General features: G+C 51.6%; 23 protein-coding genes. 10 read left to right on the top strand and 13 right to left on the bottom strand.

Features of this window, described 5'->3' with window-relative positions; genetic code table 11:
• Nucleotides 1-7: 7 nt before the first annotated feature.
• The 11 genes from appC to puuD all read right to left on the bottom strand — a co-directional run bounded on the left by appC (nt 8) and on the right by puuD (nt 11,618).
• A complete protein-coding gene (gene appC, locus OGV94_RS14835) occupies nt 8-1,552 on the bottom strand; it encodes a cytochrome bd-II oxidase subunit 1 (RefSeq protein WP_286523670.1) in 1,545 nt (514 codons plus the stop codon).
• Nucleotides 1,553-1,641: 89 nt separating this feature from the next.
• A complete protein-coding gene (locus tag OGV94_RS14840; protein ID WP_286523672.1) occupies nt 1,642-2,499 on the bottom strand; it encodes a hydrogenase expression/formation protein in 858 nt (285 codons plus the stop codon).
• Nucleotides 2,496-2,900 carry a hydrogenase-1 operon protein HyaE gene (gene hyaE / locus OGV94_RS14845; RefSeq protein WP_286523674.1) on the bottom strand — a complete coding sequence of 135 codons (405 nt, stop codon included), beginning with the start codon at nt 2,898-2,900 and terminating at the stop codon, nt 2,496-2,498. Before hyaE ends, OGV94_RS14840 begins: the two co-directional genes overlap by 4 nt.
• Nucleotides 2,901-2,905: 5 nt before the next feature.
• Nucleotides 2,906-3,487, bottom strand: coding sequence for a hydrogenase 1 maturation protease (hyaD, locus tag OGV94_RS14850; RefSeq protein WP_047413211.1), 582 nt, complete (start codon nt 3,485-3,487; stop codon nt 2,906-2,908).
• A complete protein-coding gene (hyaC, locus tag OGV94_RS14855; RefSeq protein ID WP_286523676.1) occupies nt 3,484-4,218 on the bottom strand; it encodes a Ni/Fe-hydrogenase b-type cytochrome subunit in 735 nt (244 codons plus the stop codon). The genes hyaD and hyaC overlap by 4 nt, the downstream gene beginning before the upstream one ends.
• Before the next feature lie 18 nt (nt 4,219-4,236).
• Nucleotides 4,237-6,030: a Ni/Fe-hydrogenase large subunit gene (gene hyaB / locus OGV94_RS14860; RefSeq protein ID WP_286523678.1), complete on the bottom strand. Its 1,794-nt coding sequence runs from the start codon at nt 6,028-6,030 to the stop codon at nt 4,237-4,239.
• Nucleotides 6,027-7,154: a hydrogenase 1 small subunit gene (gene hyaA, locus OGV94_RS14865; protein ID WP_047413205.1), complete on the bottom strand. Its 1,128-nt coding sequence runs from the start codon at nt 7,152-7,154 to the stop codon at nt 6,027-6,029. Before hyaA ends, hyaB begins: the two co-directional genes overlap by 4 nt.
• A 207-nt stretch (nt 7,155-7,361) precedes the next feature.
• Complete coding sequence (locus OGV94_RS14870; RefSeq protein WP_080625669.1) at nt 7,362-8,642, bottom strand: NAD(P)/FAD-dependent oxidoreductase; 1,281 nt, start codon at nt 8,640-8,642, stop codon at nt 7,362-7,364.
• Between the two features lie 2 nt (nt 8,643-8,644).
• Nucleotides 8,645-10,132, bottom strand: a complete 1,488-nt coding sequence (puuC, locus tag OGV94_RS14875) for an aldehyde dehydrogenase PuuC (protein WP_080625668.1) — start codon at nt 10,130-10,132, stop codon at nt 8,645-8,647.
• 138 nt (nt 10,133-10,270) lie between these two features.
• Entirely contained in the window at nt 10,271-10,828 is a 558-nt protein-coding gene (gene puuR / locus OGV94_RS14880) for an HTH-type transcriptional regulator PuuR (protein ID WP_047413199.1), read from the bottom strand.
• Nucleotides 10,829-10,853: 25 nt separating this feature from the next.
• Nucleotides 10,854-11,618, bottom strand: coding sequence for a gamma-glutamyl-gamma-aminobutyrate hydrolase (puuD, locus tag OGV94_RS14885; RefSeq protein WP_043015313.1), 765 nt, complete (start codon nt 11,616-11,618; stop codon nt 10,854-10,856).
• Nucleotides 11,619-11,830: 212 nt separating this feature from the next.
• Here puuD and OGV94_RS14890 point away from each other — a divergent pair, with 212 nt between their 5' ends.
• The 4 genes from OGV94_RS14890 to OGV94_RS14905 all read left to right on the top strand — a co-directional run bounded on the left by OGV94_RS14890 (nt 11,831) and on the right by OGV94_RS14905 (nt 16,557).
• Entirely contained in the window at nt 11,831-13,249 is a 1,419-nt protein-coding gene (locus tag OGV94_RS14890; RefSeq protein WP_043015314.1) for a glutamine synthetase family protein, read from the top strand.
• 343 nt (nt 13,250-13,592) lie between these two features.
• Nucleotides 13,593-14,981 carry an APC family permease gene (locus OGV94_RS14895; RefSeq protein WP_047413195.1) on the top strand — a complete coding sequence of 463 codons (1,389 nt, stop codon included), beginning with the start codon at nt 13,593-13,595 and terminating at the stop codon, nt 14,979-14,981.
• Between the two features lie 176 nt (nt 14,982-15,157).
• Nucleotides 15,158-15,748, top strand: coding sequence for a YiiX/YebB-like N1pC/P60 family cysteine hydrolase (locus OGV94_RS14900; RefSeq protein ID WP_051642623.1), 591 nt, complete (start codon nt 15,158-15,160; stop codon nt 15,746-15,748).
• A gap of 245 nt (nt 15,749-15,993) precedes the next feature.
• Nucleotides 15,994-16,557 carry a DJ-1/PfpI family protein gene (locus OGV94_RS14905; protein WP_047413184.1) on the top strand — a complete coding sequence of 188 codons (564 nt, stop codon included), beginning with the start codon at nt 15,994-15,996 and terminating at the stop codon, nt 16,555-16,557.
• A gap of 48 nt (nt 16,558-16,605) precedes the next feature.
• Here OGV94_RS14905 and OGV94_RS14910 read toward each other — a convergent pair whose 3' ends face one another.
• Both OGV94_RS14910 and OGV94_RS14915 read right to left on the bottom strand, forming a co-directional pair.
• Nucleotides 16,606-17,352 (bottom strand): SAM-dependent methyltransferase, encoded by a 747-nt coding sequence (locus tag OGV94_RS14910; protein WP_080625665.1) that lies wholly within the window; start codon nt 17,350-17,352, stop codon nt 16,606-16,608.
• Nucleotides 17,353-17,362: 10 nt separating this feature from the next.
• Nucleotides 17,363-17,620 carry a YjhX family toxin gene (locus tag OGV94_RS14915; RefSeq protein ID WP_003021255.1) on the bottom strand — a complete coding sequence of 86 codons (258 nt, stop codon included), beginning with the start codon at nt 17,618-17,620 and terminating at the stop codon, nt 17,363-17,365.
• A 1,312-nt stretch (nt 17,621-18,932) separates the two neighbouring features.
• Here OGV94_RS14915 and pepT point away from each other — a divergent pair.
• From pepT to OGV94_RS14945, 6 genes are all read left to right on the top strand, one after another.
• Nucleotides 18,933-20,189, top strand: a complete 1,257-nt coding sequence (gene pepT, locus OGV94_RS14920; protein WP_047413179.1) for a peptidase T — start codon at nt 18,933-18,935, stop codon at nt 20,187-20,189.
• A complete protein-coding gene (gene dcuC, locus OGV94_RS14925; RefSeq protein WP_286523684.1) occupies nt 20,186-21,547 on the top strand; it encodes a C4-dicarboxylate transporter DcuC in 1,362 nt (453 codons plus the stop codon). Before pepT ends, dcuC begins: the two co-directional genes overlap by 4 nt.
• Nucleotides 21,548-21,845: 298 nt before the next feature.
• Complete coding sequence (locus OGV94_RS14930) at nt 21,846-22,481, top strand: DUF2913 family protein (protein ID WP_200007627.1); 636 nt, start codon at nt 21,846-21,848, stop codon at nt 22,479-22,481.
• Nucleotides 22,482-22,572: 91 nt separating this feature from the next.
• The gene (locus OGV94_RS14935) at nt 22,573-22,818 is read left to right on the top strand and encodes a hypothetical protein (protein ID WP_043015321.1); all 246 of its coding nucleotides are present in this window, start codon (nt 22,573-22,575) and stop codon (nt 22,816-22,818) included.
• Between the two features lie 286 nt (nt 22,819-23,104).
• Nucleotides 23,105-24,664, top strand: a complete 1,560-nt coding sequence (locus tag OGV94_RS14940) for a methyl-accepting chemotaxis protein (protein ID WP_286523688.1) — start codon at nt 23,105-23,107, stop codon at nt 24,662-24,664.
• A 197-nt stretch (nt 24,665-24,861) separates the two neighbouring features.
• Entirely contained in the window at nt 24,862-25,845 is a 984-nt protein-coding gene (locus OGV94_RS14945) for a helix-turn-helix transcriptional regulator (RefSeq protein WP_286523690.1), read from the top strand.
• The last annotated feature ends 57 nt before the right edge of the window (nt 25,846-25,902 follow it).

Genomic DNA, 25,902 nt, shown 5'->3' on the forward strand with positions numbered 1-25,902 from the left:
GTCTCCTTTATCCCTGTTGCTGTGCCGGTTGTTGACGTTGCATCGCATCCGGACCAAGACGCGCGTATTTTTGCATCAGGTAGACTTCGGCAATTAAAAACAGGGTGTAAAGCGTGAGGATTAGCCCCATAGAGAAGGCCAGTTGGCCTGCGCTCAGCGCGGAGTGGGCGTACCATGTTGGCAAAATATCTTGAATCGCCCATGGCTGACGACCAAACTCCGTCATAAACCAGCCCGCTTCGATGGCAATCCACGGCAGCGGTAGGCTCCACAGCGCCATGCGCAGTACCCAGCGATGCTGGTCGATACGCCAGCGTAAGGTCTGTATCAGCCCAATCGCCATCATCAGCAGCAGAAGTGAGCCGCAAGCAATCATGATGCGAAAGCTCCAGAACACGGGGGCCACCTGCGGGATAGCGCCGCGTTGCGCGGCCTGATATTGCGCTGGCGTAACGTGGTTCATGTCTGGCGCGTAGTTCGCCAACAGGATGCCGTAACCCAGATCATTTTTCACCGCGTGAAAAGCGTTCAGTATCTGAGGCGTGCGATTACCGTTGGCTATTTCCTGCATCAGCAACCACGCTTCCCGACCCCGCTGCAGGCGGGGGAGTGCGTCCGCCATCAGGTTTTTTAGCCCCGGAACCGGCGTATCTAAAGAGTGGGTCGCCAGGATACCCAGCAGGGCCGGTATCTTCACAGCAAAGGCGTTACGCTCTTGTTCCTGCTGTGGCCAGGCGATGACATGAAAGGGCGCTGGTGCCGGTTCGGTTTGCCATTCGCCTTCCATTGCCGCCAGTTTTACCGGCTGGAGTTGGGCAACCTCATAGGCTGAGCTATCACCCAGTTGCAGGGTGCCAAGAATAGCTAGCGTACCGAAGACGGAACCCACCGCGAAGGAGCGCCGGGCGAACTCGCGATTGCGACCGCGCAGCAGATACCAGGCGCTGATGGACATCACAAACATGGCACCTGTGACATAACCGGACATCACGGTATGGACAAATTTCACCTGGCTGACGGGGTTAAAGACCAGCTCGCTGAAACTGCTCATCTCCATGCGCAGGGTATCAATATTAAAGTGAGCGCCTGTTGGATATTGCATCCAGCCGTTAGCGTTGAGGATCCACAGGGCCGAGATATTGGAGCCAAATGCGACCAGCCAGGTCACCAGCAAATGCTGGTACTTGTTTAAGCGCTGCCAGCCGAAGAAGAACAGCCCGACGAAGGTGGATTCAAGAAAGAAAGCCATCAAGGCTTCCATCGCCAGTGGGGCACCGAAAATATCGCCCACATAGTTGGAATAGAGCGACCAGTTAGTACCGAACTGAAACTCCATGGTCAGTCCGGTTGCCACGCCGAGCGCAAAGTTAATCCCGAATAACTTTCCCCAGAAACGCGTCATGTCGCGGTAGACTGTTTTGCCGGTCACCACGAACAGGGTTTCCATGATGGCCAGCAAAAAAATCAGCCCCAGGGTCAGGGGAACAAACAGAAAATGGTACAGCGCGGTCAGCGCAAACTGCCAGCGCGATAGGTCAATGACGTCCCACATGCGAACTCCATCAGGCATTAGAGAGTGAATAGGTAAGGGAGAAAACGCCAGACCCGCGGTAGAAAAGTACGCGGGTCTAAAGAGGGGGATCAGGCAGGCGGGCCGGAAGCCAGCCAGCTGTAGACTTCATCCAGATGCTGGAGCGAGTCGAGCAGATCTTCCGGTGCAGCCAACACCAGTTCCGGTAATGGACAGATCTCATAACTCTCGAGCAGAAGCCCTTTCAGGGTATCCAGACAGCGCACATGCCAGACATGGCGTAGCGCGGTGGCGTCGATTTGGCTCTCGCCGTAGCCGATAGTGCGGATCTGAATGTGCCCTTCGCCACACAGGCGGGCAAGGAACAGACGATCTGCGTCGCTAATCGGCAGTTGGGTGAGGTTAATGCTATGTGGTTGCGCTGCCAGATCGCGTACGTGCGCCAGCAGTTCCTGAGCCAGCGTCAGGCCATTCATCAACCCGTCTATAGGTGGAGGCAGCAGGCTATCGTCCGGCAGCGTATTGATTGCTGCCGCCTGCCATAGCGCCCGTGGCGCACTGCCTGCTTCCAGGTGTTCCTGCCATTGCCCTTTGTTATTCTGACAACGCACCCGCCAGATCCCGCAGAAAATTGACTCCTGTATCTCGCTCGCCCTGCCGTCAGCATGCTGGATGCGTATTGAAACTTCGCCTTCGCCGAGCAGTGTATTCAGAAAGGTGAGATCGTCTGCGTTGAGCGCGGTTAGATCCCATCCCAGCACGTCCTGTTTGGCGAGAATTCTTTGGGTGAGCTGGTGGCGCACGTCTGCTAACAATGCCATCACCGCCGGGCTGTGAGGACAGTTTTCCAGTGTCGCCATGCTGGGGTTGCCATTGACCTGGCAGGTGAGGGGCAAGGGATTCATGCTGAAGCTGTCATCGCCCGGCTGCGTTCCCGGTCCCAATAAATGAAAAAAGGAATCACTCATCTTGCAGACTCCCGGGGCATACGTTCTTCGACTAAGGGGCGCATCAGGTTGAGCAAATCGGCCCACGGGTGGATGCCGCTGAGAATGCCGCGCAGCTCGCCGTGGATAAATACCAGTGTGGCCGGGAAGCGAAATACGCCAAAACGATCGCCAATCGTCTCGCTGTGCTCAAGATCCGCCATGGCGATGTGCCAGTCAAACTGGGGAAACTCGTGGAGCAATTCGGCAATCATTACCGGGTTATCACTGACTTCCGGCGTGCGGCGGGGATCGCTACTGAGCAGGACCACGCCATTGCCCACACGGGTTGCCCAGTCATCCAGATCAGACGCGGCTAGCGGTTGCCAACCCTTAGCCAGCATACGTTGCCATAATGCAGAAAATGGTTTGTCATTCAACATGTTGCTTATTTCTCCAGCGTTACGTGATACTGGCGAATACGCACGCCTTCATAGTTTTCCATCGACAGACATTCATAGTTCAGGCAACGCGTTTCATCGATTGTCTGTGGCGCAATACCCCATGCGGCCAGTTGCGTAAGCGCGGCCTGTTCCGCCGCCGGGAGTTGAGCGCGCGCGGTGTCGGTCAGGCTACCGCCATAGTCGTCAAGTTGTACCGGCTGTAGTCCCACCAGAGCGATGTGTGCGGGCAGATGACCGCGAATATCCGCCAGAGCCAGGACTTCGGAAAAGCTGTTCTGGTGCAGACTCATTTTTTTAGCGCTGAGGTAACTGGGGACTTTGTCACCGGCGTAGGTTTGTAGAGTGCCCGGCGCGAGTCCGTAGTCGATGGCGTCCAGCAGCAGCAAATGGCTGGCCTGCTCAACGTAGCCCAGCAGATTTAACCCTTGCGTGCCGCCGTCGACAATCTCTACCCATTCCGGCCAGTGATAGTGGGCGTACAGGCGTTCGGCGACCCGAATGCCAAACCCTTCGTCTGCCCACAGCAGGTTGCCTAAGCCCATCACGATGACGTTAGGTTCGCTCATGACGCCTTCTTGTCGTGCTGACGTTTGGCAAATTTGTGGCTACGAAAGCCGTTAATCATGGTTGAGATGACGGTCTCGTCAGACATGATGTCCTCACGGATAGCCATATACACATGACCCAGAATGAAGGCGGCGATGAACCACATTCCTAAGCGGTGCCAGCTGTGGATGTCGAGAGAGTTTCCGCCGGTCCAGTAGAAAAACTCCGTCACATAGCGGAAGGGGGTAAAAATGGCGTACTGGCTATGTTCGCTGTATAAGGCAAAACCGGTGAGGATCATAAAAACGGAAAGCAGGAAATAACCGCACATCGCCGCCTGCGCGATGGGGTTATGACCGATATTATCTCCCGGTTTTTTTTCCAGAAACAGATACCAGCGCACCACCGAATACGCGCCCTGCCACCAGCTGCGCCGCCAGACCGGCACGATAAACAGCTCGCGTGAATAGCGATTACCAACGAAGGCCCAGTAAATGCGCATCAGCAGTATTACCGTGAACACCATGGCGGTGGCGAAATGTACCAGTCGGATGTCGCCCATATAGAATAGATAAGTGGCCTCACCGCTGACCGACGGCAGTGGTCGGCCAATGAAGTATCCGGTTACCATCAAAACCAACATGCAGCCCACCGTCAGCCAGTGCCACAAGCGTACTGGCGCTTCAAACACATAGTGGCTGGTGGCGGTATCACGCGCCTCCCCGACGCGTGGGGATGTTTTTCCAGTCATCGTTCCGTTCCTTAACGCTTAGCGAACCTGGACGGCGATAAGTTCACTGCCGTCGTCGCCGAGTACGTGGGTTGAACATGCCAGGCAGGGGTCGAAGCTGTGCAAGGTGCGCAGGATCTCCAGGGGTTGATCCGGTATCGTCATTTGGGTGCCCATCAGCGCCGCCTCGTAAGCGCCAATTTGTCCCTTCGGATCGCGCGGGCTGGCATTCCAGGTGGTCGGCACCACGCATTGATACAGGTCGATCTTCTGGTCGCGAATCGATGCCCAGTGGCCTAATGCTCCGCGTGGCGCTTCGGTAAAACCAATCCCACGGCAGTGCTGAGGCCAGCTTGCTGGCTCCCATTTTTCGGTATTCGCTGTCGCCAGATTGCCGTTTTTCAGGTTGGTCATCAGCTTGTCGAAAAAATATTGCAGCTTGCTCACGGCCCACTGCGCTTCATGTGCGCGGCACAAAATACGCCCCAGCGTCGACTGCATACCCGACAGCGGCAGCTTGAGCGCAGACATCATACGATCCACCGATTCAATCGTGGCGGCATCCCCTTTGTGGTAGGCAATCAGCGTTCGCGCCAACGGCCCAACTTCCATGGCGTGTCCGCGCCAGCGCGGGGCTTTAATCCACGAGTAGCGTTCCTGTTCGTTGAGCTGCTTGATATCAGTATCGCTGCCTTTGACATCGCCCGGGTTATACCAGGGTTCAGTAATCCCTTCGAACGGGTGGCGACCTAATTGATCGTCCGGATAACGATACCAGGCATGATCGACAAACTCCTGAATTTGCTGTTGATCGTCCAGGTCTACCGGCATGACGTTGTTAAAATCACCGTTAATAACCGCACCGCCTGGCATCAACAGGCTCTTCGCGCTGAAATCATTGGCGATATCCGGGAACGCGCCGTAACTTAAGACGCACTTATCAGAAAGTCCGGTGCCAATCTGGCTCCAGGGTTTATTGAACTGGCCGATAGCCAATGCGTCAGGCACCATGACGTTATTGATGAAGTCAGCGGTGCGGGTGATTATCGACTGTACCAGGTTAAGGCGTTCCATATCGACTGCGCCTACCGCGCCGCTTTGATCGATATTAATCGCGCACGGCATACCGCCGACAATCCAGTTCGGATGCGGATTCTTACCGCCAAAAACCGTATGGATTTTGATAATCTCGCGCTGAAAATCGAGCGCTTCCAGATAGTGGGCAAAGCCCATCAGGTTAGCCTCTGGCGACAGTTTGTACTGCGGATGTCCCCAATAACCGTTGCGGAAAATCCCCAACTGACCACCTTCGACAAACTTCTTCAGGCGATTTTGGACGTCAAAGAAGTAGCCCGGTGAAGACATCGGCCAGGCTGAGAGGCTTTGCGCCAGCTGCGATGTGGCGCGCGGGTCTGCTTTCAGGGCATTCAGCACGTCAATCCAGTCCATTCCGGCTAACTGATAAAAGTGTACCAGGTGGTCGTGGCACCACAGCGTCGCCAGCATAATATTGCGAATGATGTTGGCGTTGTCAGGCACCTTGATGCCAATAGCATCTTCAATGGCATAGACCGAGGCGAGCGCATGAACGCCAGTGCACACCCCGCAAATTCGTTCGACAAACGCCCAGGCATCGCGCGGGTCGCGCCCCTGCAGAATGATTTCTAGCCCGCGGAACATGGTGCCGCAGGAAACCGCGTTGGTGATGATGTTCTGCTCATCAATGTTCACTTCACAACGCATATGACCTTCGATGCGCGTAATGGGGTCAACAACCAGGCGGCGACCGGCATTATTGACCGTATATCCCTGGGTTTGATACGAACTGCTCATGCCTGTTTATCCTTATTTTCTGGCGACTGTTGTTCGGCGTCGGCTAATTGCTGTTTGTGGCGGTTGTGTTGATTGACGGCGCTGGCGATCGCGTGGACGCCGACGCCAGCAGCCACGACGCCAAGCGCGGTGAGGCCCACGGTGTCGGCGGTGGAATGCGTTCCCATCTGTGGAATATCGACCACGCGACTGTAGAACGAACCGCGATCCCAGAAGCCGTTTTCCGCACATCCCAGACAACCGTGGCCGGACTGGATGGGAAAAGAAACTCCGCCATTCCAGCGGGTGGTGGAACAGGCGTTATAGGTGGTTGGTCCCTTGCAGCCCATTTTGTACAGGCAATAGCCTTTGCGGGCGGCGTCATCGTCCCAACTCTCAACGAACTCCCCGGCGTCAAAGTGGGCGCGGCGGTAGCATTTGTCGTGAATACGCTGACCATAGAACATCAGCGGACGCCCCAGACGATCGAGTTCAGGCAGCCTTCCAAACGTCACCAGGTAGGTAATGATGGCGCTCATGACGTCAGGAATAGGCGGGCAGCCGGGCACTTTCACGATCGGTTTATCGGTGATCACCTTATCGATCGGCGTCGCCTGGGTGGGGTTAGGCCGGGCAGCCTGCACGCAGCCCCAGGAGGCGCAGGTTCCCCAGGCGATAATCGCGCTGGCACCGGCGGCGGCTCTTTTTAGTTTTTCAATAAACGGTCTCCCGCCGCTGATACAGAACATCCCTTGTTCACCCAACGGAGGATTGCCTTCAACTGCCAGAATGTATCGGCCGTGGTAGCGGCTCAGAATGTCTTCAAATACCTCTTCGGCCTGCGTTCCGGCGGCGGCCATCAGGGTGTCGTCGTAATCGAGGGAAATCAGGGAGAGGATGACGTCTTTGGCGAGTGGGTGAGAGGAGCGGATAAATGATTCGGTGCAGCAGGTACATTCCAGCCCGTGGATCCAGACTACCGGGATCCGGGGTTTGTTCTCCAGCGCCCAGGCAATTCTGGGCGTCATTCCGGCTCCCAACCCCAGCGATGTAGCCGCGAGGCTACAATATTTGAGAAAACTACGTCTGCTCACGCCTTTGCGGCGCATCGCCTGATAAAAGGTCTCCTCGTTATTCGTTTTCATAGCACGCGTTTCTTCCCCGTTGAGTTCTGGCGCACGCCGCCAGCAATATCTAAAAAAGCGTATCCGATCGGAGTAGAGAAGCAATGCAAAGAGTGTGGTTATCTCCTGTTGCGCTATTTTCGTGGCTGTTATCTGTTTTTCGCTTCCCAGGAATAAAAAAACGCACAGGGGGGACCGCCCTGTGCGTCGGGTTTATCGCGGAAGAACTTAAACCCCAAGGCGATCGCGTAAGCTGTAGTATGCCGCCCCCATGGCGGTAAACGGAATGCGCAGGCTGCGGCCTCCCGGGAACGGGTAGTGCGGCAATTTGGCGAACGCGTCAAAGCGCTCGGCGTCCCCGCGCAGCAGTTCCGAAATCAGCCGTCCTGCCAGGTGGGTACAGGTCACGCCGTGACCGCTGTAGCCCTGCATATAGTAGATGTTGGTATCAAGACGCCCGAACTGCGGCATGCGAGACAGCGTTAACAGGAAATTACCGGTCCAGCGGTAATCAATTTTTATCCCCTGCAATTGCGGGAAGGTCTTCAGCAGTTTCGGCATCACCAGACGCTCAATATCGTCCGGATCGCGAGCGCCGTAGACTACGCCACCGCCGTACAGCAGGCGGTTATCGCCGGTCAGACGGTAGTAATCCAGCAGGTAGTTACAATCTTCCACACAGTAGTTTTTCGGGATTAGCGAGCGCGCCATCTCCGCAGACAGCGGTTCGGTGGTTAACACCTGCGTGCCGCACGGCATGCTGCTTTTTGCCAGCGCAGGCTCCAGTTTGTCACCGAGGTAGGCATTGCCCGCGACGATCACAAAGCGGGCCGTCACCTGACCTTTTTCCGTGCTGACCACCGCCGGGCTGGTGTGCTGAATTCGGGTAACCGGCGACTGTTCAAAGACGCGCCCGCCGTTCAGACGAATGGCGTTAGCTTCGCCAATCGCCAGGTTCAGCGGATGAATATGGCCACCGCTGTGGTCAAGCAGCGCGCCGACATAACGATCGCTGCTGACTTCGCGGCGAATTTCACTGCTGTCTAATAGCTCAAGCTGCGTGTTGCCGTAGCGTTCCCAGTTCGACTTCTGTTCTTCCAGCGTTTCCATCTGTTTGTGGTTCAGCGCCACAAACAGCCCACCGGGACGATAATCGCATTCGATCTGATAACGCTTGATGCGTTCGCGGATGATATTGCCGCCTTCAAACATCATGCTGCCAAGCATTTTGGCAGCATCCGGGCCGTAGGTGCGTTCGATGACGTCGATATCGCGACTGTAAGAGTTAACCAACTGACCGCCGTTGCGTCCGCTGGCCCCAAAGCCAATCCGCGCGGATTCCAGTAACACCACGTCGTAACCCATCTCGGCTAAGTGCAGGGCTGAGGAGAGACCGGTATAGCCACCGCCCACGACGCAAACATCACAGCTCACCGATTCGCTGAGGGTGGGAAACGGTTCGTACTGATTGGCGCTTGCGGCGTAATAACTGCTGGTATGTTCAGTCATGATTAAGACTCCAGGGAGATCCAGATGGTTTTCAGTTCGCTAAATTTTTCCAGCGCATGCAGGGACTTATCGCGTCCGTTACCGCTTTGCTTATAGCCGCCGAACGGCACGGTCATATCACCGTCGTTGTAGTTATTCACGAAGACCGAACCGGCCTTCAGGCGCCGGCTCATACGGTGGGCGCGCGACAAATCGCGGGTCCAGACCGCAGCGCCCAGGCCGTAGTCACTGTCGTTGGCCAGCGCCAGGGCTTCGGCTTCGCTGCTAAAACGGGTGACGACCAGTACCGGACCGAAGATCTCATCGCGGCTGACGTGGGTTTGCGGCGCGGTATCGACAAAAATAGTCGGGCCGATAGCCGCCGGATGTACGTGGCTGCGGCCATCCAGCGCCAGCGTGCCTTGCGCTTCACCGTCGCGAATAAAACCGTGCACGGTGTCGGCATGCGCGTTGTCGATAAGCGTGCCCATCGTGGTTTCCGGATCCAGTGGGTTGCCGGGCTGCCAGTTTTTCGCCTGCTCTTTCAGCAGCGCGATGAACTCATCGGCAATACTCTCTTCCAGCAGCAGACGCGTACCGGCGATACAGACCTGACCCTGGTTATAGAAGATACCTGCCGCAGCATTCGCGGCGGCTTTCGGTAGATCCGGACAGTCGGCAAACACGATGTTGGCGCTTTTACCTCCGGCCTCCAGCCAGACGCGTTTCATATTGCTGTCGCCCGCGTCTTTGAGCAGTTGCTTGCCGGTGCGGGTCGAGCCGGTAAAGGTGATCACATCGACATCCGGATGCAGCGACAACGCCTGGCCCGCTTCGTGACCATAGCCGCTAACAACGCTGAGAACGCCATCGGGCAAACCCGCTTTTTTAGCCAGCGCAGCCAGGCGAATGGCGGTCAGCGGTGATTTTTCGGAAGGTTTGAGGATCACGCTATTGCCGGCAGCCAGTGCCGGGCCAAGTTTCCAGCAGGCCAGCAGCAGGGGAAAATTCCACGGGACGATAGCCGCAATCACGCCCACCGGTTCGCGCACAATCAGCGCCAGATCGTTCACCGAGGTGGTGGCAACTTCGCCATAGACTTTATCTATCGCCTCGGCGTACCAACGGATGGCACGTGCGGCGCCTGGAATATCATCACGCAGGCTATGGCGAATCGGTTTACCGGTATCGAGCGTTTCCAGTAGCGCCAGTTCCTCGTGATGCTGCTCCATTAAATCGGCGAGTTTGTGCAGTACCGCTTTGCGCTCCGTGGGTGAGGCTTGCGACCAGTCCCCGCGTTCAAATACGGTACGGGCTGCGGTGACCGCGCGGTCCACATCCGCTTTTTTACCGCGGGAGACTTTAGCCAGTGGACGTTGTCCTGCCGGATCCAGCGTAATAAAGGTTTCGTTATCAGCGGCGGTACAATATTCGCCGTTAATAAATAAACGGGTTTCCGGCGAATAATGGCTGGCTTTCTCACGCCAATATTTAAGATTCTGAAAGTTCATAGCTACTCCTTTTATATCAATAAGATAAAGTTCGTTGCTGTTCTTTTTCAGGCAAAATCAGGCTGCACGATGCCCCAGGGATGTACCCTGTTAATGCGCGTTACTTAAGAAGGCCTGAGAAACTCAGGCCGCTACTTATTAGAAAGTGGTGGGAGTGTGGGCACTGATGATGCGGCAGATCCCTGCCGAGGTGTTGCTGAAACTATGAGGTATGCCGGTGTTTATGGCATAACTTTGTCCTGCAACCAGAGGATACGTTTGACCATTGACGGTCAGTATCACTTCACCTTCCAGTATTGTGCCAATCTCTTCACCCTGGTGTTTAATTCTCTCCCCGGTTGTCGTGCCTGGCTGATAGGTTTCAAACATCATTGCCAGCGTACGATTCGGATTTCCGTTGTGTACCAGCTTCATGGATACTCCCTGACTCCCGATCTCAATCAAATCTTCCTGATTGATAACCACCTGCGGTTCGTCAGGCTTTTCCGGTTCCGCGAAGAACTCGGAGAGCGACAGCCCATATACTTTCAATAGCTTTTGCAGCGTACTGATGGCAGGACTGACTTTATCCTGCTCTATGGTGCTGATGGCGCTATGCGTTAACCCAGACAGTTCGGCGGCACGACGCTGCGAAAGACCCAATTGCTGGCGGATCTCTGACAAACGTTTACCCGGCGCCAGGCCGTCATCGCTCATAATTGCATTTCCTTAACAGTAGTGGTCAGAGTCGCTGTTTTTCAGCGAGGTGGTTCTGACAAGCGGTGATAAAACCTTCAAGTAACAAACGCGACAGGGCGTATTCGCTACTGTTCCATTCCGGGTGCCACTGCACGCCGAGCGCGAAAGGATGGTCATGGACGCTGGCAGCTTCCACTAATCCATCCTGCGAGCGTGCTTCCACGCGCAGCTGCGGGCCAAGTGTTTTTGCGCCCTGACCATGCAGGGAGTTAACCCAAAACGTGCTGCAACCTGGTATTAACTGAGATAGCAATCCTCCCTGTTGAACCTGAACTTCATGAGATGGCGCATATTGCTGCTCCACCGGGAGTTCTGCATCTTCACGATGTTCCAGGAACTGTGAGTGATCGCACAGGCGACGATACAGAGTCCCGCCAGTGGCGACAACTAATTCTTGTAAGCCCCGGCAGATGGCGAAAATGGGAATGCGCCTTTCGAGCCCGGCGGTAATTAGCGCCATGCTCAGAAGATCACGCCCGGGATCGGCGTCAGACTCATCGCCATTTTCACCATAGAGGTGCGGCTGCACATTGCTTGGGCTTCCTGGCAGGAAGATACCATCCAGTTTCGGTAACAGTGCGTTTAGCAATTCGGGTTCCGCGAGCGCATGGGGAAGCGCTATCGGTAATCCACCGGCATTTAATACCGCATTCAGGTACTTTTCTTGCAGAGTCTGGGTCTGGTGACCCTTAAGCCTGTTCCTGCACATCACGACACCAATAACTGGCTTGTCAAATATATTGCCCATGATCGACCTCACGTTTTGGAATAAATTATTGCCAAACGGTTCCTTGTTGCGCCATTCCGTTCATTATTTTCTCAATCTAGCAGCGGAATAACCTTCTAGCAAACTTAATTTAACATTTGACAAACAATTTGTTTGCATCCAGAGTCGAAGAGTGGACATTATATTTAACAGTCAAATCACAGAACAGCTTACCAGGCCAACGGCGGTGAATCATGGAAACCAATATCGTAGAAGTTGAGAATTTTGTTCAGCATTCTGAAGAGAGACGAAGTAGCGCGTTTGCGCGTGAAGTTAAACAGTATCTGGAACGGTATCCCAATACGCAGTATGTGGATGTGCTGTTAACCGACCTTAATGGCTGTTTTCGCGGTAAGCGTCTTCCGGTTGCAGGATTACATAAATTAGAGAAAGGCTGCTATTTCCCGGCATCCGTTTTCGCGATGGATATTCTTGGCAATGTGGTCGAAGAGGCGGGATTAGGCCAGGAGCTTGGCGAACCGGATCGGACCTGTGTTCCGGTGGCCGGCACGTTAACCCCTTCGGCCGCCGATCCGGAGTTTATTGCGCAGATGATGTTGACGATGCTGGATGAAGATGGCGCTCCCTTTGACGTTGAGCCGCGGAACGTACTTAACCGACTCTGGCAGAAACTACGCCAGCGCGGTCTGTTCCCCGTCGTAGCGGTAGAGCTGGAGTTCTATTTACTCGATCGTAAGCGCGATCCCGAAGGTTATCTGCAGCCGCCGTGCGCGCCGGGAACGGACGATCGTAATACCCAAAGTCAGGTTTACTCTGTTGATAACCTGAACCACTTTGCAGATGTGCTCAACGATATCGATGAACTGGCCCGTTTGCAGCTGATCCCGGCAGACGGCGCGGTAGCTGAAGCCTCCCCGGGGCAGTTTGAAATCAATCTCTACCATACCGATAACGTACTCGACGCCTGCGACGACGCGCTGGCGCTGAAACGCCTGGTACGGCTGGTGGCAGAAAAACACAAGATGCATGCCACGTTTATGGCAAAGCCTTATGAGGAGCATGCCGGTAGCGGGATGCATATCCACATCAGCATTATGAATAACAAAGGCGAGAACGTGCTGGCAGATGCGAATGGCGATGATTCCGCATTACTTAAGCGTGCGCTTGCCGGGATGATTGATCTGATGCCCGCGTCAATGGCGTTGCTGGCGCCGAACGTGAACTCTTATCGCCGTTTCCAGCCGGGGATGTATGTTCCGACCCAGGCTTCCTGGGGGCACAACAACCGTACGGTGGCGCTGCGTATTCCCTGCGGCGATCGTGATAACCATCGGGTTGAATATCGCGTGGCGGGGGCGGATGCTAACCCGTACCTGGTGATGTCGACCATTCTGGCGGGGATCCTCCACGGTCTGGATAACGAACTGCCGTTGCAGGATGAGGTGGAAGGCAACGGACTTGAGCAGGAAGGGCTACCGTTTCCTATCCGCCAGAGCGATGCGCTGTGGGAGTTCATGCAAAATGACAATCTGCGTGAATTGCTCGGGGAGCGTTTTAGCCATGTGTATCATGCCTGTAAAAACGATGAGCTGATCCAGTTTGAACGCCTGATAACCGACACCGAAATTGAGTGGATGCTGAAAAACGCCTGACCGTTATACAGGTCATTAATAAAGAAGTTGCATCATGCGGGCTGAGCGGAGCCAGCCCGTAAAAATTGCAGGATCACCTGCCATTTCCCGGATGTCGCGTAATGGAGCGCGGGCGACAACGGGTCTTCAGATAACCGACAGAGTTTGTGACGAGGAAATGTGATGATGCCTATGTTTAAAAAACAGCCCCGCGTGAGCATCCATGGCTCCCGCAGTAAGTACGGACAGCTCCTGTGCGGTGCAACATTGACGCCTTTCTTATGGCTCTCCTCCCCGACACGACCCAGGTCTGCTGTACCCACGTTTCGAACGCAGATCAGGGCTCGTCGCGGGGAGGAAAGCTATGTCGACTAATCCTTCTGCGGATCATGCTGCCCAGCCGGGCAAAGCACAGCTGCGAAAATCCCTGAAGCTGTGGCAGGTGGTGGTGATGGGGCTGGCCTATCTCACGCCGATGACGGTGTTTGACACCTTTGGCATTGTTTCGGGTATCAGCAACGGCCATGTTCCGGCCTCTTATCTGCTGGCCCTGGCGGGAGTACTGTTTACCGCCATCAGTTATGGGAAGCTGGTGCGCCAGTTTCCACAAGCCGGTTCGGCCTATACCTACGCGCAAAAAGCGATTAATCCGCATGTGGGGTTTATGGTCGGCTGGTCGTCACTGCTTGACTATCTTTTCCTGCCGATGATTAACGTCCTACTGGCGAAAATTTACCTTTCCGCGCTGTTCCCGGGGGTTGCGCCATGGATTTGGGTAGTGATGTTCGTGGCGATCCTCACCGCGGCCAATTTGAAAAGTGTTAACCTGGTGGCGAACTTCAATGCGCTGTTTGTTCTGGTACAGGTGGCGATAATCGTGGTGTTCATTTTCCTCGTGGTACAGGGGCTGCACAAAGGCGAGGGGGTAGGGACCGTCTGGTCGCTGCAACCGTTTATCAGCCAGAATGCGCATTTGATTCCGATTATCACCGGGGCGACCATTGTCTGTTTCTCGTTTCTCGGCTTTGATGCGGTAACGACGCTCTCTGAAGAGACGCCGGATGCCGCACGTACCATCCCAAAAGCTATTTTCCTCACCGCGCTGTACGGCGGACTGATCTTCATTGCCGCTTCGTTCTTTATGCAGTTGTTCTTTCCGGACATTAGCCGATTTAAAGACCCGGATGCGGCGCTGCCGGAGATTGCGTTGTACGTCGGCGGTAAACTGTTCCAGTCAATTTTCCTGTGTACCACCTTTGTGAATACGCTGGCGTCAGGTCTGGCGTCGCATGCCAGTGTTTCGCGTCTGCTATACGTGATGGGCCGCGATAATGTCTTCCCGGAGAAGTACTTTGGCTATGTTCATCCGAAATGGCGTACACCCGCGCTGAACGTCATTATGGTCGGGATTGTGGCGCTGTCGGCCCTGTTTTTTGATCTGGTGACCGCTACGGCGTTGATTAATTTTGGCGCGCTGGTGGCCTTTACGTTCGTTAATCTCTCCGTGTTTAACCACTTCTGGCGTCGTGAAGGACGCAAGCATACCTGGCAAGAGAAGTTGCACTATCTGGTATTGCCAATGGTCGGTGCCGCCACCGTTGCCGTACTGTGGGTGAATCTGGAGGTGACATCGTTGACGCTGGGACTGGTATGGGCCGGTGTTGGGCTGGTGTACCTTGCCTGGCTGACCGGACGTTTTCGTAAGCCGCCGCCGCAGTTTGATGCCGCGAAATCTGAGCGGGCCTGGGAGTGATGGGGAATAAATCAGACGACGAACCACATTGCTATTTCGGGTATTAACAACAGGGCGTGCCGTCAAGGGCGCCCTCGGCCGTAAAAAGAGATCCGGTATCGTTATTTCGTCGTAGAGAGATATAGCAGCAGGTTGGATAAACTTTTAATGCCATCCTTTTTCTGTTCGAGGTTCACATGCCAAATCATATTGATTTAGCACAAGTCAAAGCGATGAAAGTGGTTAATTATGCCACGTTGCGTGAAACGTTAAAATCAGGTGACCTTTTTTTCGCCTCCGGAGACTACCTGGTATCAAAAGCAATTGAAAAGATGACTGATTCACCATGGAGCCATGTGGGGATTGTTTTTGTTTTACCGCAAATAGATCGGGTGTTGCTCCTGGAAAGCGTGGAAGATATGGGGGTACGGCTTGCTCCATTATCAAAATACTTATCAGATTATGATGATATTGGGAAACCTTACAAAGGCCGGGTTGTTCTCGCCAGGTATGATGCGTTGTCTAAGTCTGCCGTTGAGCAAGTAGCCGCTTTTGGTCTTAATGAACTAACCCGTCCATATGATAAAGAAGAAATAGCACGCATCCTTGCGAGGATAGCACTTGGGAAGGGAAAATCGAAAAAGGACAGGGAATACATCTGCTCCGAACTCGTCTACGCTTGCTTCAACAATGCCGGAATTAGCATTGCATATAATCCGAAAGGATTTATTAGCCCTGAGGATGTATGGCAGGATTCTCATATTTCTTTGATAAATAGAATATTGTAAAGGCCGCCATTATTCAGAATAGTATTTAATACTGGTGCAATCACGGCATCATTATAGAGAATAAAATGGGTTCAGCCGGCGGTGAATCATCACATGCCTGTATCTGATGGAGGGACAAGGATAACTACTTTCTGACGTCGGGTGACGGCGTGTTCTGTTGTATTTATTAATGCCGTGAAATGCGTGGGCTATAGTAAAGATGGCCATTATTTCTCATCATTAATAATCGTGAGCGGGGGATGTGAATGAAGAAGATACTGATGCTGGTCGGAGATTATGTCGAAGATTATGAAACGATGGTGCCTTTTCAGGCACTGCAAATGCTGGGCCATCGTGTTGATGCTGTCTGTCCGGATAAAAGCCTGGGTGACTACGTTCAAACCGCTATTCATGATTTTGATGGGGCGCAGACCTACAGTGAAAAGCCCGGGCATCGTTTTACGTTGAATGCGAATTTTGCCGAGGCGCGGGCCGCAGATTACGACGCGCTGCTGATCCCTGGCGGACGTGCTCCGGAATATCTCCGGTTGAATCCGGATGTCATCAAGCTGGTGCAAGATTTCAACGCAGCCGGTAAACCTATCGCCGCGGTTTGTCATGGGCCTCAGCTGTTAGCGGCGGCGGGGGTGTTAGAAAATCGGACCTGTAGCGCCTATCCGGCCTGTGCGCCAGAGGTTCGTCTGAGCGGTGGACATTACGCAGACATCGGTATTGACCAGGCCCACGTTGATGGCAATCTGATTACCGCGCCGGCATGGCCCGCGCATCCGCAATGGCTGGCTAAATTTGTTGAAGTATTAATGAAGTAAGCCATGAGAAAGTCGGTACAACCTGCCTGGCTATACCGACTTTACCTATTACCTCTGCATAAGTGCGAACACGCCCCAGCCAATGTATTCACGGGTGAATGCAACGTGGCGTGCTGGTGAACCTCTCAGTTGTTCTCTGACTTCCGGGGCAAAGTCATCGTTCGGATTTGCCTCCAGCCACCGGCGCATCGTTAACCATTTTGCCGCCTCGTATCTGTCCCAACCCTCCTGGTCAGCCAGTACCATTTCAACCACGTCATAACCGAGCTGGTCGAAAGACGAAACGAGTTCCGGCAGAGAGAGGAAATCAGTCACTGACGTCGCGCCGCAAGTCTGGGCAATCTCCTCCGTTGCGGGCATCTGACGCCAGTATGGTTCGCCGATGAGTATGATCCCGCCGGGTTTGAGACTTTGTTCCAGCTGTCTGACCGTTCCGGCAACGCCGCCTGCAATCCAGGTTGCGCCAACGCAGGCGGCAATATCGAATTTTTCTTCAGCGATATAACCTGTTGCATCGGCATGAATAAAACGCACGCGCTCAGTGACGCCCAATTCTTTGGCTCGTAGAGTGGCTTGCTCACTGAACAGCATGCTCATATCGAGACCTACGCCGGAAATATTATGATCGCGTGCCCAGGTGCACAACATCTCACCCGATCCGCTGCCAAGGTCCAGGATGCGGGTGCCTGAGGCCATTCGCAAAGCCTGACCTAACGTGGCGTATTTCTGCGCGGTGAACGGATTATGAATGCGATGTGCGCTTTCGCTGATTGTAAAAATCTTCGGGATATCCATTTCTCTCTCCTTAGCGATTATCCAGTTGGGCGCGAACGTTGTTCAGCCCGGTAGTATTGATACGGTAGGGCTGACCATTGACGGATTTGATCAGCTTTTTGGTTCTGAGCTTTTTGAATACGTCGAGTGTGCAGTCGCAGAGAAGCAATCCTTCGCGGCTATAGCATTCGACGGAAGTGACGCGGCCTGAGGCATCGCGGACGTGAGCAATACGACCACCTTTGGCGAGAACGTGTAAGGTACGTTGTTCCTGACGGGATAAATTCATACTGGAAAACCTGTTTAATCATCATGTGCAAAACGTGCAAACACACAGCGGTGTCCGCATTCGATTTCGGCGCATTGATAACCAGTCCGGCCTGAAAAGGTCGGGAAGCTGATTATCAGATGATTACATTCTCCAGCATCAAAGCCTCGGGTTGAGTTAGAAGGTATTTACCTGCTGAATCATACCAGCAAGGAACAGCAGGGGGAATCTCCCTGTGGAAGAAGTGTGATCAGTAACGAAAAAGTGTATTTTGCTTATTTAACGACTTTTTAATTCTTGTTATGTGAAAATGCGTTGATGTATCAATATAATTTAATATTTGAACATCGTAAATATCGTCATCGTTAGCCACGCAGCGTTGCTGTTTAATTATTATGACATCATTGATTAATGCGATTAAAGTTTTCTGTTGCTTGCTTTTTTGCTTTGATAAATACTTCTTGATTATAAAAGTGGTTTTAAATTAAATTTTTAATTTCATTGTTTTAAGAATTTTCTTAATGCTGCTAAGTGTGTATACTCGATCCTGCAAGAAGCTCTTCTGTTATCATTAAAACTATAAATATGTCCTTAACACCCGTATTACCTCTGCCCTGAATCTCTTCTCAGGGGAGAGGTTTTTTTTGTATGTGGATAAATTTGTTAAGCACTTTGAATAAAATATTAATATTGTTGTTGGAGCCTTTTTAATAATGTCTTGTGAGATCTTTGTTCAACGGGTTTTGTAATATTGAAATAGTAACACCATGAACATATTCCATTGTGAATAGTATGAATCCACCTTAATTTATAGGGGTATTATATGATTTCTCTTATAACTAACTGTTTTTCATGATAATGAGAAAAGCGTGATTTTGAAGTAATTGTGATTTTGTTCACGGATTTTAGTGCGCTAACTGGCTATTTGTAGAGAAGTGCAAACGGTTGCATGTAGCTGTAACAGTATTCGTTCATTAAAAAAATATAGCGATGGTACATCTTATACCGGTGCAGAATACAGGAATCTAAATGATTTCTATTATCTCTTAGGTATACGTATACTATTTATGACTTCTGTTAGCTCAACACCATGGGAAATAGCAGTAAAAACAGACAGGGAATATGATTTCATCAATCAGAAAGGAGTTTTTAATCACAGGTACAACCACTGGCCTTTTTATCTTCCTTTATATAAATCGTTGTCGTAGTGCCCATAAAATCAGCGTTCTGGGATGAACGCTGATTTTATTCGGTTTTCAGATTCATCAACCCGCGCTGCATGCTGGTCTTCTCTCGCAGTACCTCTTAAATGATACATTAAGGATCACCTGGAATGGATATTGTTGAACGCTTTATAAACTACACGAAAATCAATACCACGACATCAAGGGAAAACGGCGCTAATGGGATAATGCCTTCTTCCCCAGGTCAAATGGAACTGGCAAAACTGCTTGCAGCAGAACTTGAAGCATTAGGAATGGAAAACATTGAGGTCAGGGATACCGCTATTGTGACGGCAACCTTACCTGGCAATACCGATGACGCGATCCCGGTGGTCTCCTTTTTTGGTCATCTGGATACCAGTGCGGAACAGACCGCTGACACCAAAGCACAGCGTCTGCATTATCGCGGGGGGGATTTATGCCTGAACAAAGAGCTGAATATTTACCTGCGCGAAAGTGAATTTCCAGAACTGAAAAATTATATCGGTGATGACCTGTTGGTAACGGATGGAACCAGTCTGTTAGGAGCAGACGATAAAGCCGCCATCGCCGCAATTATGAATGCCCTGGAGTATCTGATTACGCATCCGGAGATTAAACATGGGCCGGTGAAAGTCGGTTTTGTCCCGGACGAGGAACAGGGCCTGCGTGGCGCAAAAGCGTTTGATGTTGCGGCATTTGGTGCTGATTTTGGCTATACCCTGGACTGCTGCGGTATCGGTGAGTTTGTTTACGAAAACTGGAATGCGGGTGATGCGGAAATCATCTTTACCGGGCAGTCCGCACACCCGATGTCGGCCAAAGGTAAGCTCAAGAACTCGCTGCTGATGGCGCATAAGTTTATTGCGATGCTACCAGGGGGAGAAGCGCCTGAGTATACGGAAGGGCGCGAAGGTTATTACTGGGTAAAACAGCTACAGGGTAACAGCGCCCGTACGGTCCTTAAGCTGGATATCCGCGACTTCAGTGAAGAAGGTTATAAGGCGCGAATGGCGTTTATCCGTCAGCTTGCCGTAAGCACCTGTGCGCTGTGGGGAGAAAACAGCGTGGTCTGTCATTTAGCCGATCGCTATCAGAATGTGTTTAATAGCCTGCAGGGTGATGCGCGCTATCCGATTGATATTGCATTGCGCGCTTATCAGAAATGTGGCATTACCCCAGCCCCTGTCGCTATGCGTGGCGGGTATGATGGCGCGGTTCTGTCGCAAAAAGGATTGCCGTGCCCAAATATTTTTACCGGTGCTCATAACTTCCATTCAATTTATGAGTATCTGCCGGTGCGTTCCTTACGGGCTGCCAGCGATGTCGTGGTGGCGGTCATTGAGGAAACGTATACTGAGTTCTCGCAGCGGAGAGCTCAGCCATGATTCAGGTATTAATCGCGCTTCTGGTTATCGTGATGGTGGCGCGTCTGATTCTGAAAGGTTATCGCGCTGAACCTGTGCTATTTATTGCGGGCTTAGTTCTGATGATTTGCACCGCGTTAACCGGATGGGGGACGGTATTACCGAAGGGCGTTGCCAGTACGGGGATTTCCTTCCTTGATCCTTTCGAGGTGATGCGCGATCTCTTCAGCACCCGTGCCGCCGATCTCGGCCTGATGATCATGGCGTTAATGGGATTTGCGCATTACATGGACCACATCGGGGCAAATGAAGCTGTCGTGCGCGTCGTCACGAAACCCTTACGGACGCTGCGTTCACCCTATGTGCTGCTCTTTTTCTCCTACCTGCTCGCCAGCCTCCTGCAGTTGGCCATTCCTTCAGCAACCGGGCTTGCCGTATTGCTGATGGGGACGATGTTCCCCATTATGCTGGGATTAGGGCTTTCTGCGGCTTCGGCTGCCGGGGTTATTGCCACTTCGCTTGGCGTGGCTTACACCCCGACGGCAATCGATGCTATCCGGGGCTCTAAAGCGGTCAATATGGATGTGGTGGAATATGTTGTCTACCACCAGGGACCCGCCGCGCTGGCAACGGTTCTGGTCGTCGGCGTTTGCCATTTTTTTTGGCAGCGACATTGTGACCGTAAAGCGGGGACGTTACCACGGGAAATCGGTAGCGCTGAGGTGACTGACTCAGGAAAAGCTCCGGCATTTTACTCGCTGCTTCCGATGCTACCAATTCTGATGGCAGTGGGATCATCCGAGATGTTCGTCAGCGGTATTAACCTGAATATTATCACCATTGTCCTCATTTCAATGGCAATCTGTATGCTGATCGAGTGGCTGCGGGTGCGTGATTTAAAGTCGGTATGCGAAGGATTCAGCCATTTCCTTAAGGGAATGGGCACTGCGTTTACTGGCGTGGTTGGACTGTTGGTGGCGGCGGGGGTTTTTGCTCATGGCATTAAGGTTATCGGTGCTATCGACCAACTTATACTGATGGCTGAACACGTGGGGTTACCACCGTTTGCCATGGCGGTGGTATTTGCGTTGGTGACGCTGGCCGCGGCTATCATTATGGGCTCGGGAAATGCGCCATTCCTCGCCTTTGTTGAGCTCATCCCGCAAATCGCCGCCAGCATGGGGGCTAATGCTGTTGCCATGATCCTGCCGATGCAGCAGGCATCGCATATGGGACGGGCAATTTCACCGGTATCCGGCGTGGTGATTGCCGTTTCCAGCGGAGCCAAAATAACCCCATTTGATGTGGTGAAACGGACCGCCGTGCCGTTGATCGTAGGTTTTGTTACTCATACTCTGATCATCGGTATTTTCTATTAACAATTGCAGGCACAGGCAAACCTCCGATTCATTGAATCTGGAGGTTTTCTGGTTTGATATGTTGTTGCATTGATTGCTGGTGATTATTATTATCTTTCAGCTTTATTGAGCTGTTCTTATTATTTGCGGTCAACCTTTCAACTATTAATGATTAATAAAGATAATGTGTTTCATGTCTCTTATTTTACATTGAGATAAATTAATCTGGATCATATTTTGAGGTTTTTAGTTGTAGTAGTTTTTTAAATGGAATGATGCAAGGTTGACATGAAATAATGATTTATTTGGGCAGGTTTCAGTGGTAAAAGATTCAGGAAAAGTTAGTACGTTACGACACCATTATCAGGATGACCTGGAAGCGTTTACCTGGAGTGCATTAGTTGCAATCGGTATCGCAACACAGGATCGTAAGATTAACTCTAAAATGTCAGAACATCTTTTTATTATGCATTGGCTGGCCATCGCTAAAAAAAGAAAACTCTTTTCAAGGAGTATCGTCAATGAGCTTCAGTGGTTAATTGATGAAGGAAAGAAAAAAAGCCTCAATGCACAGCTTAAATTTAAAATAGAATACCTGTACTCGACTTCGAGTGGTGATGTAACAATGCAAAACGACTATTTTAAGTTTACTCATACGATCGAGGTATTGAGAAATAATGGCTGGGAAAGCTTTTTGCTTACGCCGGAAAAATGGCGAGGTCTGCATGAAAAAATTAAGGTAAGAGACGGTAATTTTATTTTTATGGATGACACCAGACTTCAGGAGTGCTTTGGCATTCAGGGAGAGATTGTTAACCCCTTCTGTATCCGGGTGTATGGTGATGTTGAGTTTGCAAAGTTAACTTTCATCAAACATAACCTCACAGTTGAATTTGTAAAGCACATATCGAATGAGTTTTACCACTTCCATTTTCTTCAGGTAAGTAATACTTAACTGACGAACTGAGCAGTGTGCTGATAATTCGAACAATGTATTGATCTACATATCAATGTATCGGATATAAACCACGCGCCAAGGATAGCGAATGTTTACGCGAAAGTTAGCGATCGGCAGCGAATGGATTAGGTTGTCTAATATTCCAGACAACGTATCCATTTCATTTCGGGGCGTTCTCGAGATAGCGGAAAGCACAGGTACGCCAGATGGCAGTACGCCTTTATTACGCTTAGAAAATGAAATGGCGCCAATCACCGTTGATTCGTTGTCCTGGGTGCGGGTTCCGGGCGATAGACAGGCAGAGGTTACCGTCTATATTCGCTGCCTGGTTTAAGTCAGATAACGCCAACTCAGCTATTCTCAATGGCTTGTTGGCGTTCAATTTGCGTATCATTTTATTATCCATAAATAATATTAATGTGGGTTTGTTCTGGTTTTATTTATCCCTGCTTGAGATATACCCAGCTGGCCGCAGTGTGTAGGTTCGTGCATCTAATTTATGACGAGAAAGCCAGCGAGAATACGTTCTGATAATTAACCATTTTACAGGTTAAGGTATTTCTTTGCGGGTCGATAACAATTAGGTCGTGGATGAACTTTATTTTTATGGAGATGTTCAAATGTTAAAGGATATGAGGATTAAAACCAGTCTGTTATTATTGCTGTTGTTATTCACTTTTATGCAGTTTTTTTCTAATGGATTTGAGCTCATCGATCTCAAAGAGAACCAAAAAAGTACACTTTTACTGCATAATGTCATTAAGGAACAGGATGCATTGCATCAGGTTGCTGAGGCTGTTTATAAAATAAGAGGGGGACTTGATAACATTCAGTTGAATAATATGTCTGATACTCAACAAACATTGAGCCAGGCGCAAGAGGAGATTGGTAAAGCCAGAAAACAGTTCAATAATTTCTGGGACATACCAGGTTTAACCGCTGATGATCCGCAGATCGGTAAAGCTATCAGGGCAGCATTTGAACAACAAATGAATGCGGCACAAAAACATGTTGATAAATTAAATGAGATGATTTCTACCGGAAGTATTGTGGATACACAAGTAACTATCGAGCCTGAACTGCTTGCGATTCGCAAAAACTTTGATAGCCAGGTGGAGAATTATTACAAATCAACACTGTTGGTCGGTGAAAAGATCGTAGAACAGACCCACATTCAGTTTAATAAGTCAGTACTGAAGGTATCTGTGATCCTGATGGTAACAGTACTTATCTTTTTTATCTGCAATATCTGGATGAACCGGACAATCATTCGGCCATTAAATACCGTGTCTGAGCATTTTTCACGGATTGGCAAAGGCGATCTGAGTCATCCGGTTAAGGTATCGGGTAATAATGAGATAGGTCTGTTGTGTTTGAATTTACAAAATATGCAGAACGGTCTGCGTGAGACGGTCAGCACCATTCGCGATGGCGTCGAATCGATTAATACGGGTATGCAGGAAATTGCTTCCGGTAATTCAGACTTATCGACCAGAACGGAGCAGCAGGCGGCGGCAGTAGTGGAAACAGCTGCCAGCATGGAACAGATTTCGGTAACGACAAGAAATAACTCCGATAAGTCCCACCAGGCATCTGCCATGACCAGTGAAAGCACAGAAATGGCCCTGCGCGGCGAGCGTTTGATGAGTGAGATGGTCGAGAAAATTCACCTGATCAGCATCAATGCGCAAAGCGTAAACGAAATATCACATGTTATTGATAGTATTGCGTTTCAGACCAATATCCTGGCGTTAAACGCCGCGGTAGAAGCAGCACGCGCAGGTGAATCCGGGCGTGGGTTTGCCGTTGTAGCCAGTGAAGTCAGAACCCTTGCCCAGCGTAGCGCCGCCTCGGCGAAAGAGATCAGTGAACTGGTAGCCAAAGCGGCAATCAGCGTCAAAGAAGGCGTTGAGATAGCTGAAAATAGTGGGGTCATGATGGCGGATCTCGCCAAAGCGATACGCAACATCAACGTATTAATGGAAGATATCTCCGGCGCATCAGGAGAACAAAGCCGTGGTATTGAACAGATCCGGGTCGCGGTAACGCAGATGGAGCAAGTGACTCAACAGAACGCATCGTTGGTTGAGGAGATTGCCGCCACGACAGGCAGTGTGGAAGAGCAGTCGGCCATGCTGTCCGAGGCGGTGGCTGTATTTCAGGTGGAAGAAAAATCGTAGCATAGTGTTCAGGGCGTTAACCCGGCGCTGCTCATCTCATCAGTGGGTTATTCCGCCTGATGAGATGGCGGGTTGGCGAGAGACTGCGTTATTATTTAATTGATAATAGTTCTCATTATTATTGTCGTGTTGTTCAGGGAATGGTAATGTTGCTTCAGTGATAAATCGTTAATCCCATTTCCTGTGCAGAAGACAGCATGAAGAACACCACCGCCCTGAATGCCTCCAGACGCGTTGCTCGCACCTTCTCCGTCAGCGAGTTTATGGATTTTGGTGAACGCTACGGGATTGATTACCGTTTTCCCCTGTTGGCGCAAAAGCCGGATTTACCGTCCTGCAGCCCCGTTCTGCAAGGTGAGGTGGAGGAGATGACGCTCCCCTGCGGAATGTGCGTGACGCACTCCGACGTACAGGTATTGCAACCTTACGAAACCACCTCCCGCCACAGCAGCCCTCTCTATATGCTGGTAGTCATGGAAGGTTGCGTGATCCTGACGCTCAACGGGCAGGAGCATATGGTGCGTTCCGGGATGGCGTTTAGCTCACGCCTGAGCGAGCACCAGACGATGCGTGCCCGCCATCATGCCGACTGCAAACTGCGAACCTTATCGCTTGGTCTGTATCCCGACGGCGCGTGGCGCACGGGGTTGCTTGAATCATTGATGCGTGAGTGGGAAAGATGCCAGACACCGACGCTTATATGGCAGGTACCGGGGTTTTTACTCAGCGGACTGCAGTACGCGCAGCAGAGCACGATTAGCCATGTTTCTCGCCAGTTGATGCTGGAAGGGCTGATATTACAACTGTTCGGCCATGGCCTTAGCGTGTGTCAGGTTGAGAGCGGCAAACGCCTTGCGGCCAGCGGTGAGCAACAACGGCTGGAGGTCGTTCGCCGTCTGCTGGAGCAGAGTCCCGAAAATGACTACACCCTTAATGAACTGGCCCAACGCGCGGCGATGAGTCCCAGCAGCCTGCGCAGTAAGTTTCGCGCAGCCTATGGCTGTTCGGTATTCGACTACCTGCGCGATTGCCGTCTGGAACGTGCGCGCGGCTATCTACTGGAAGGATACAGCGTACAACAGGCGGCCTGGATGTCGGGTTATCAGCACGCCACCAACTTTTCTACCGCTTTTCGTCGCCGTTACGGCTTTTCGCCGGGCTATTTGCTCAAACCTTGCTAATCCATATTTGCGTTTTACGCACGTGATTTCCTGACAATGTGGCACTGCGCATAGGCA

The sequence above is a fragment of the Citrobacter sp. Ce006 genome (assembly GCF_030336535.1).
In the GTDB taxonomy this organism is placed as follows: Bacteria; Pseudomonadota; Gammaproteobacteria; order Enterobacterales; family Enterobacteriaceae; genus Citrobacter; species Citrobacter europaeus.

Bases quoted from the DNA above. Each gene is read 5' to 3' on its own strand.
- appC (WP_286523670.1), bottom strand. From the start codon at position 1,552: ATGTGGGACGTCATTGACCTATCGCGCTGGCAGTTTGCGCTGACCGCG.
- OGV94_RS14840 (WP_286523672.1), bottom strand. From the start codon at position 2,499: ATGAGTGATTCCTTTTTTCATTTATTGGGACCGGGAACGCAGCCGGGC.
- hyaE (WP_286523674.1), bottom strand. From the start codon at position 2,900: ATGTTGAATGACAAACCATTTTCTGCATTATGGCAACGTATGCTGGCT.
- hyaD (WP_047413211.1), bottom strand. From the start codon at position 3,487: ATGAGCGAACCTAACGTCATCGTGATGGGCTTAGGCAACCTGCTGTGG.
- hyaC (WP_286523676.1), bottom strand. From the start codon at position 4,218: ATGACTGGAAAAACATCCCCACGCGTCGGGGAGGCGCGTGATACCGCC.
- hyaB (WP_286523678.1), bottom strand. From the start codon at position 6,030: ATGAGCAGTTCGTATCAAACCCAGGGATATACGGTCAATAATGCCGGT.
- hyaA (WP_047413205.1), bottom strand. From the start codon at position 7,154: ATGAAAACGAATAACGAGGAGACCTTTTATCAGGCGATGCGCCGCAAA.
- OGV94_RS14870 (WP_080625669.1), bottom strand. From the start codon at position 8,642: ATGACTGAACATACCAGCAGTTATTACGCCGCAAGCGCCAATCAGTAC.
- puuC (WP_080625668.1), bottom strand. From the start codon at position 10,132: ATGAACTTTCAGAATCTTAAATATTGGCGTGAGAAAGCCAGCCATTAT.
- puuR (WP_047413199.1), bottom strand. From the start codon at position 10,828: ATGAGCGATGACGGCCTGGCGCCGGGTAAACGTTTGTCAGAGATCCGC.
- puuD (WP_043015313.1), bottom strand. From the start codon at position 11,618: ATGGGCAATATATTTGACAAGCCAGTTATTGGTGTCGTGATGTGCAGG.
- OGV94_RS14890 (WP_043015314.1), top strand. From the start codon at position 11,831: ATGGAAACCAATATCGTAGAAGTTGAGAATTTTGTTCAGCATTCTGAA.
- OGV94_RS14895 (WP_047413195.1), top strand. From the start codon at position 13,593: ATGTCGACTAATCCTTCTGCGGATCATGCTGCCCAGCCGGGCAAAGCA.
- OGV94_RS14900 (WP_051642623.1), top strand. From the start codon at position 15,158: ATGCCAAATCATATTGATTTAGCACAAGTCAAAGCGATGAAAGTGGTT.
- OGV94_RS14905 (WP_047413184.1), top strand. From the start codon at position 15,994: ATGAAGAAGATACTGATGCTGGTCGGAGATTATGTCGAAGATTATGAA.
- OGV94_RS14910 (WP_080625665.1), bottom strand. From the start codon at position 17,352: ATGGATATCCCGAAGATTTTTACAATCAGCGAAAGCGCACATCGCATT.
- OGV94_RS14915 (WP_003021255.1), bottom strand. From the start codon at position 17,620: ATGAATTTATCCCGTCAGGAACAACGTACCTTACACGTTCTCGCCAAA.
- pepT (WP_047413179.1), top strand. From the start codon at position 18,933: ATGGATATTGTTGAACGCTTTATAAACTACACGAAAATCAATACCACG.
- dcuC (WP_286523684.1), top strand. From the start codon at position 20,186: ATGATTCAGGTATTAATCGCGCTTCTGGTTATCGTGATGGTGGCGCGT.
- OGV94_RS14935 (WP_043015321.1), top strand. From the start codon at position 22,573: ATGTTTACGCGAAAGTTAGCGATCGGCAGCGAATGGATTAGGTTGTCT.
- OGV94_RS14940 (WP_286523688.1), top strand. From the start codon at position 23,105: ATGTTAAAGGATATGAGGATTAAAACCAGTCTGTTATTATTGCTGTTG.
- OGV94_RS14945 (WP_286523690.1), top strand. From the start codon at position 24,862: ATGAAGAACACCACCGCCCTGAATGCCTCCAGACGCGTTGCTCGCACC.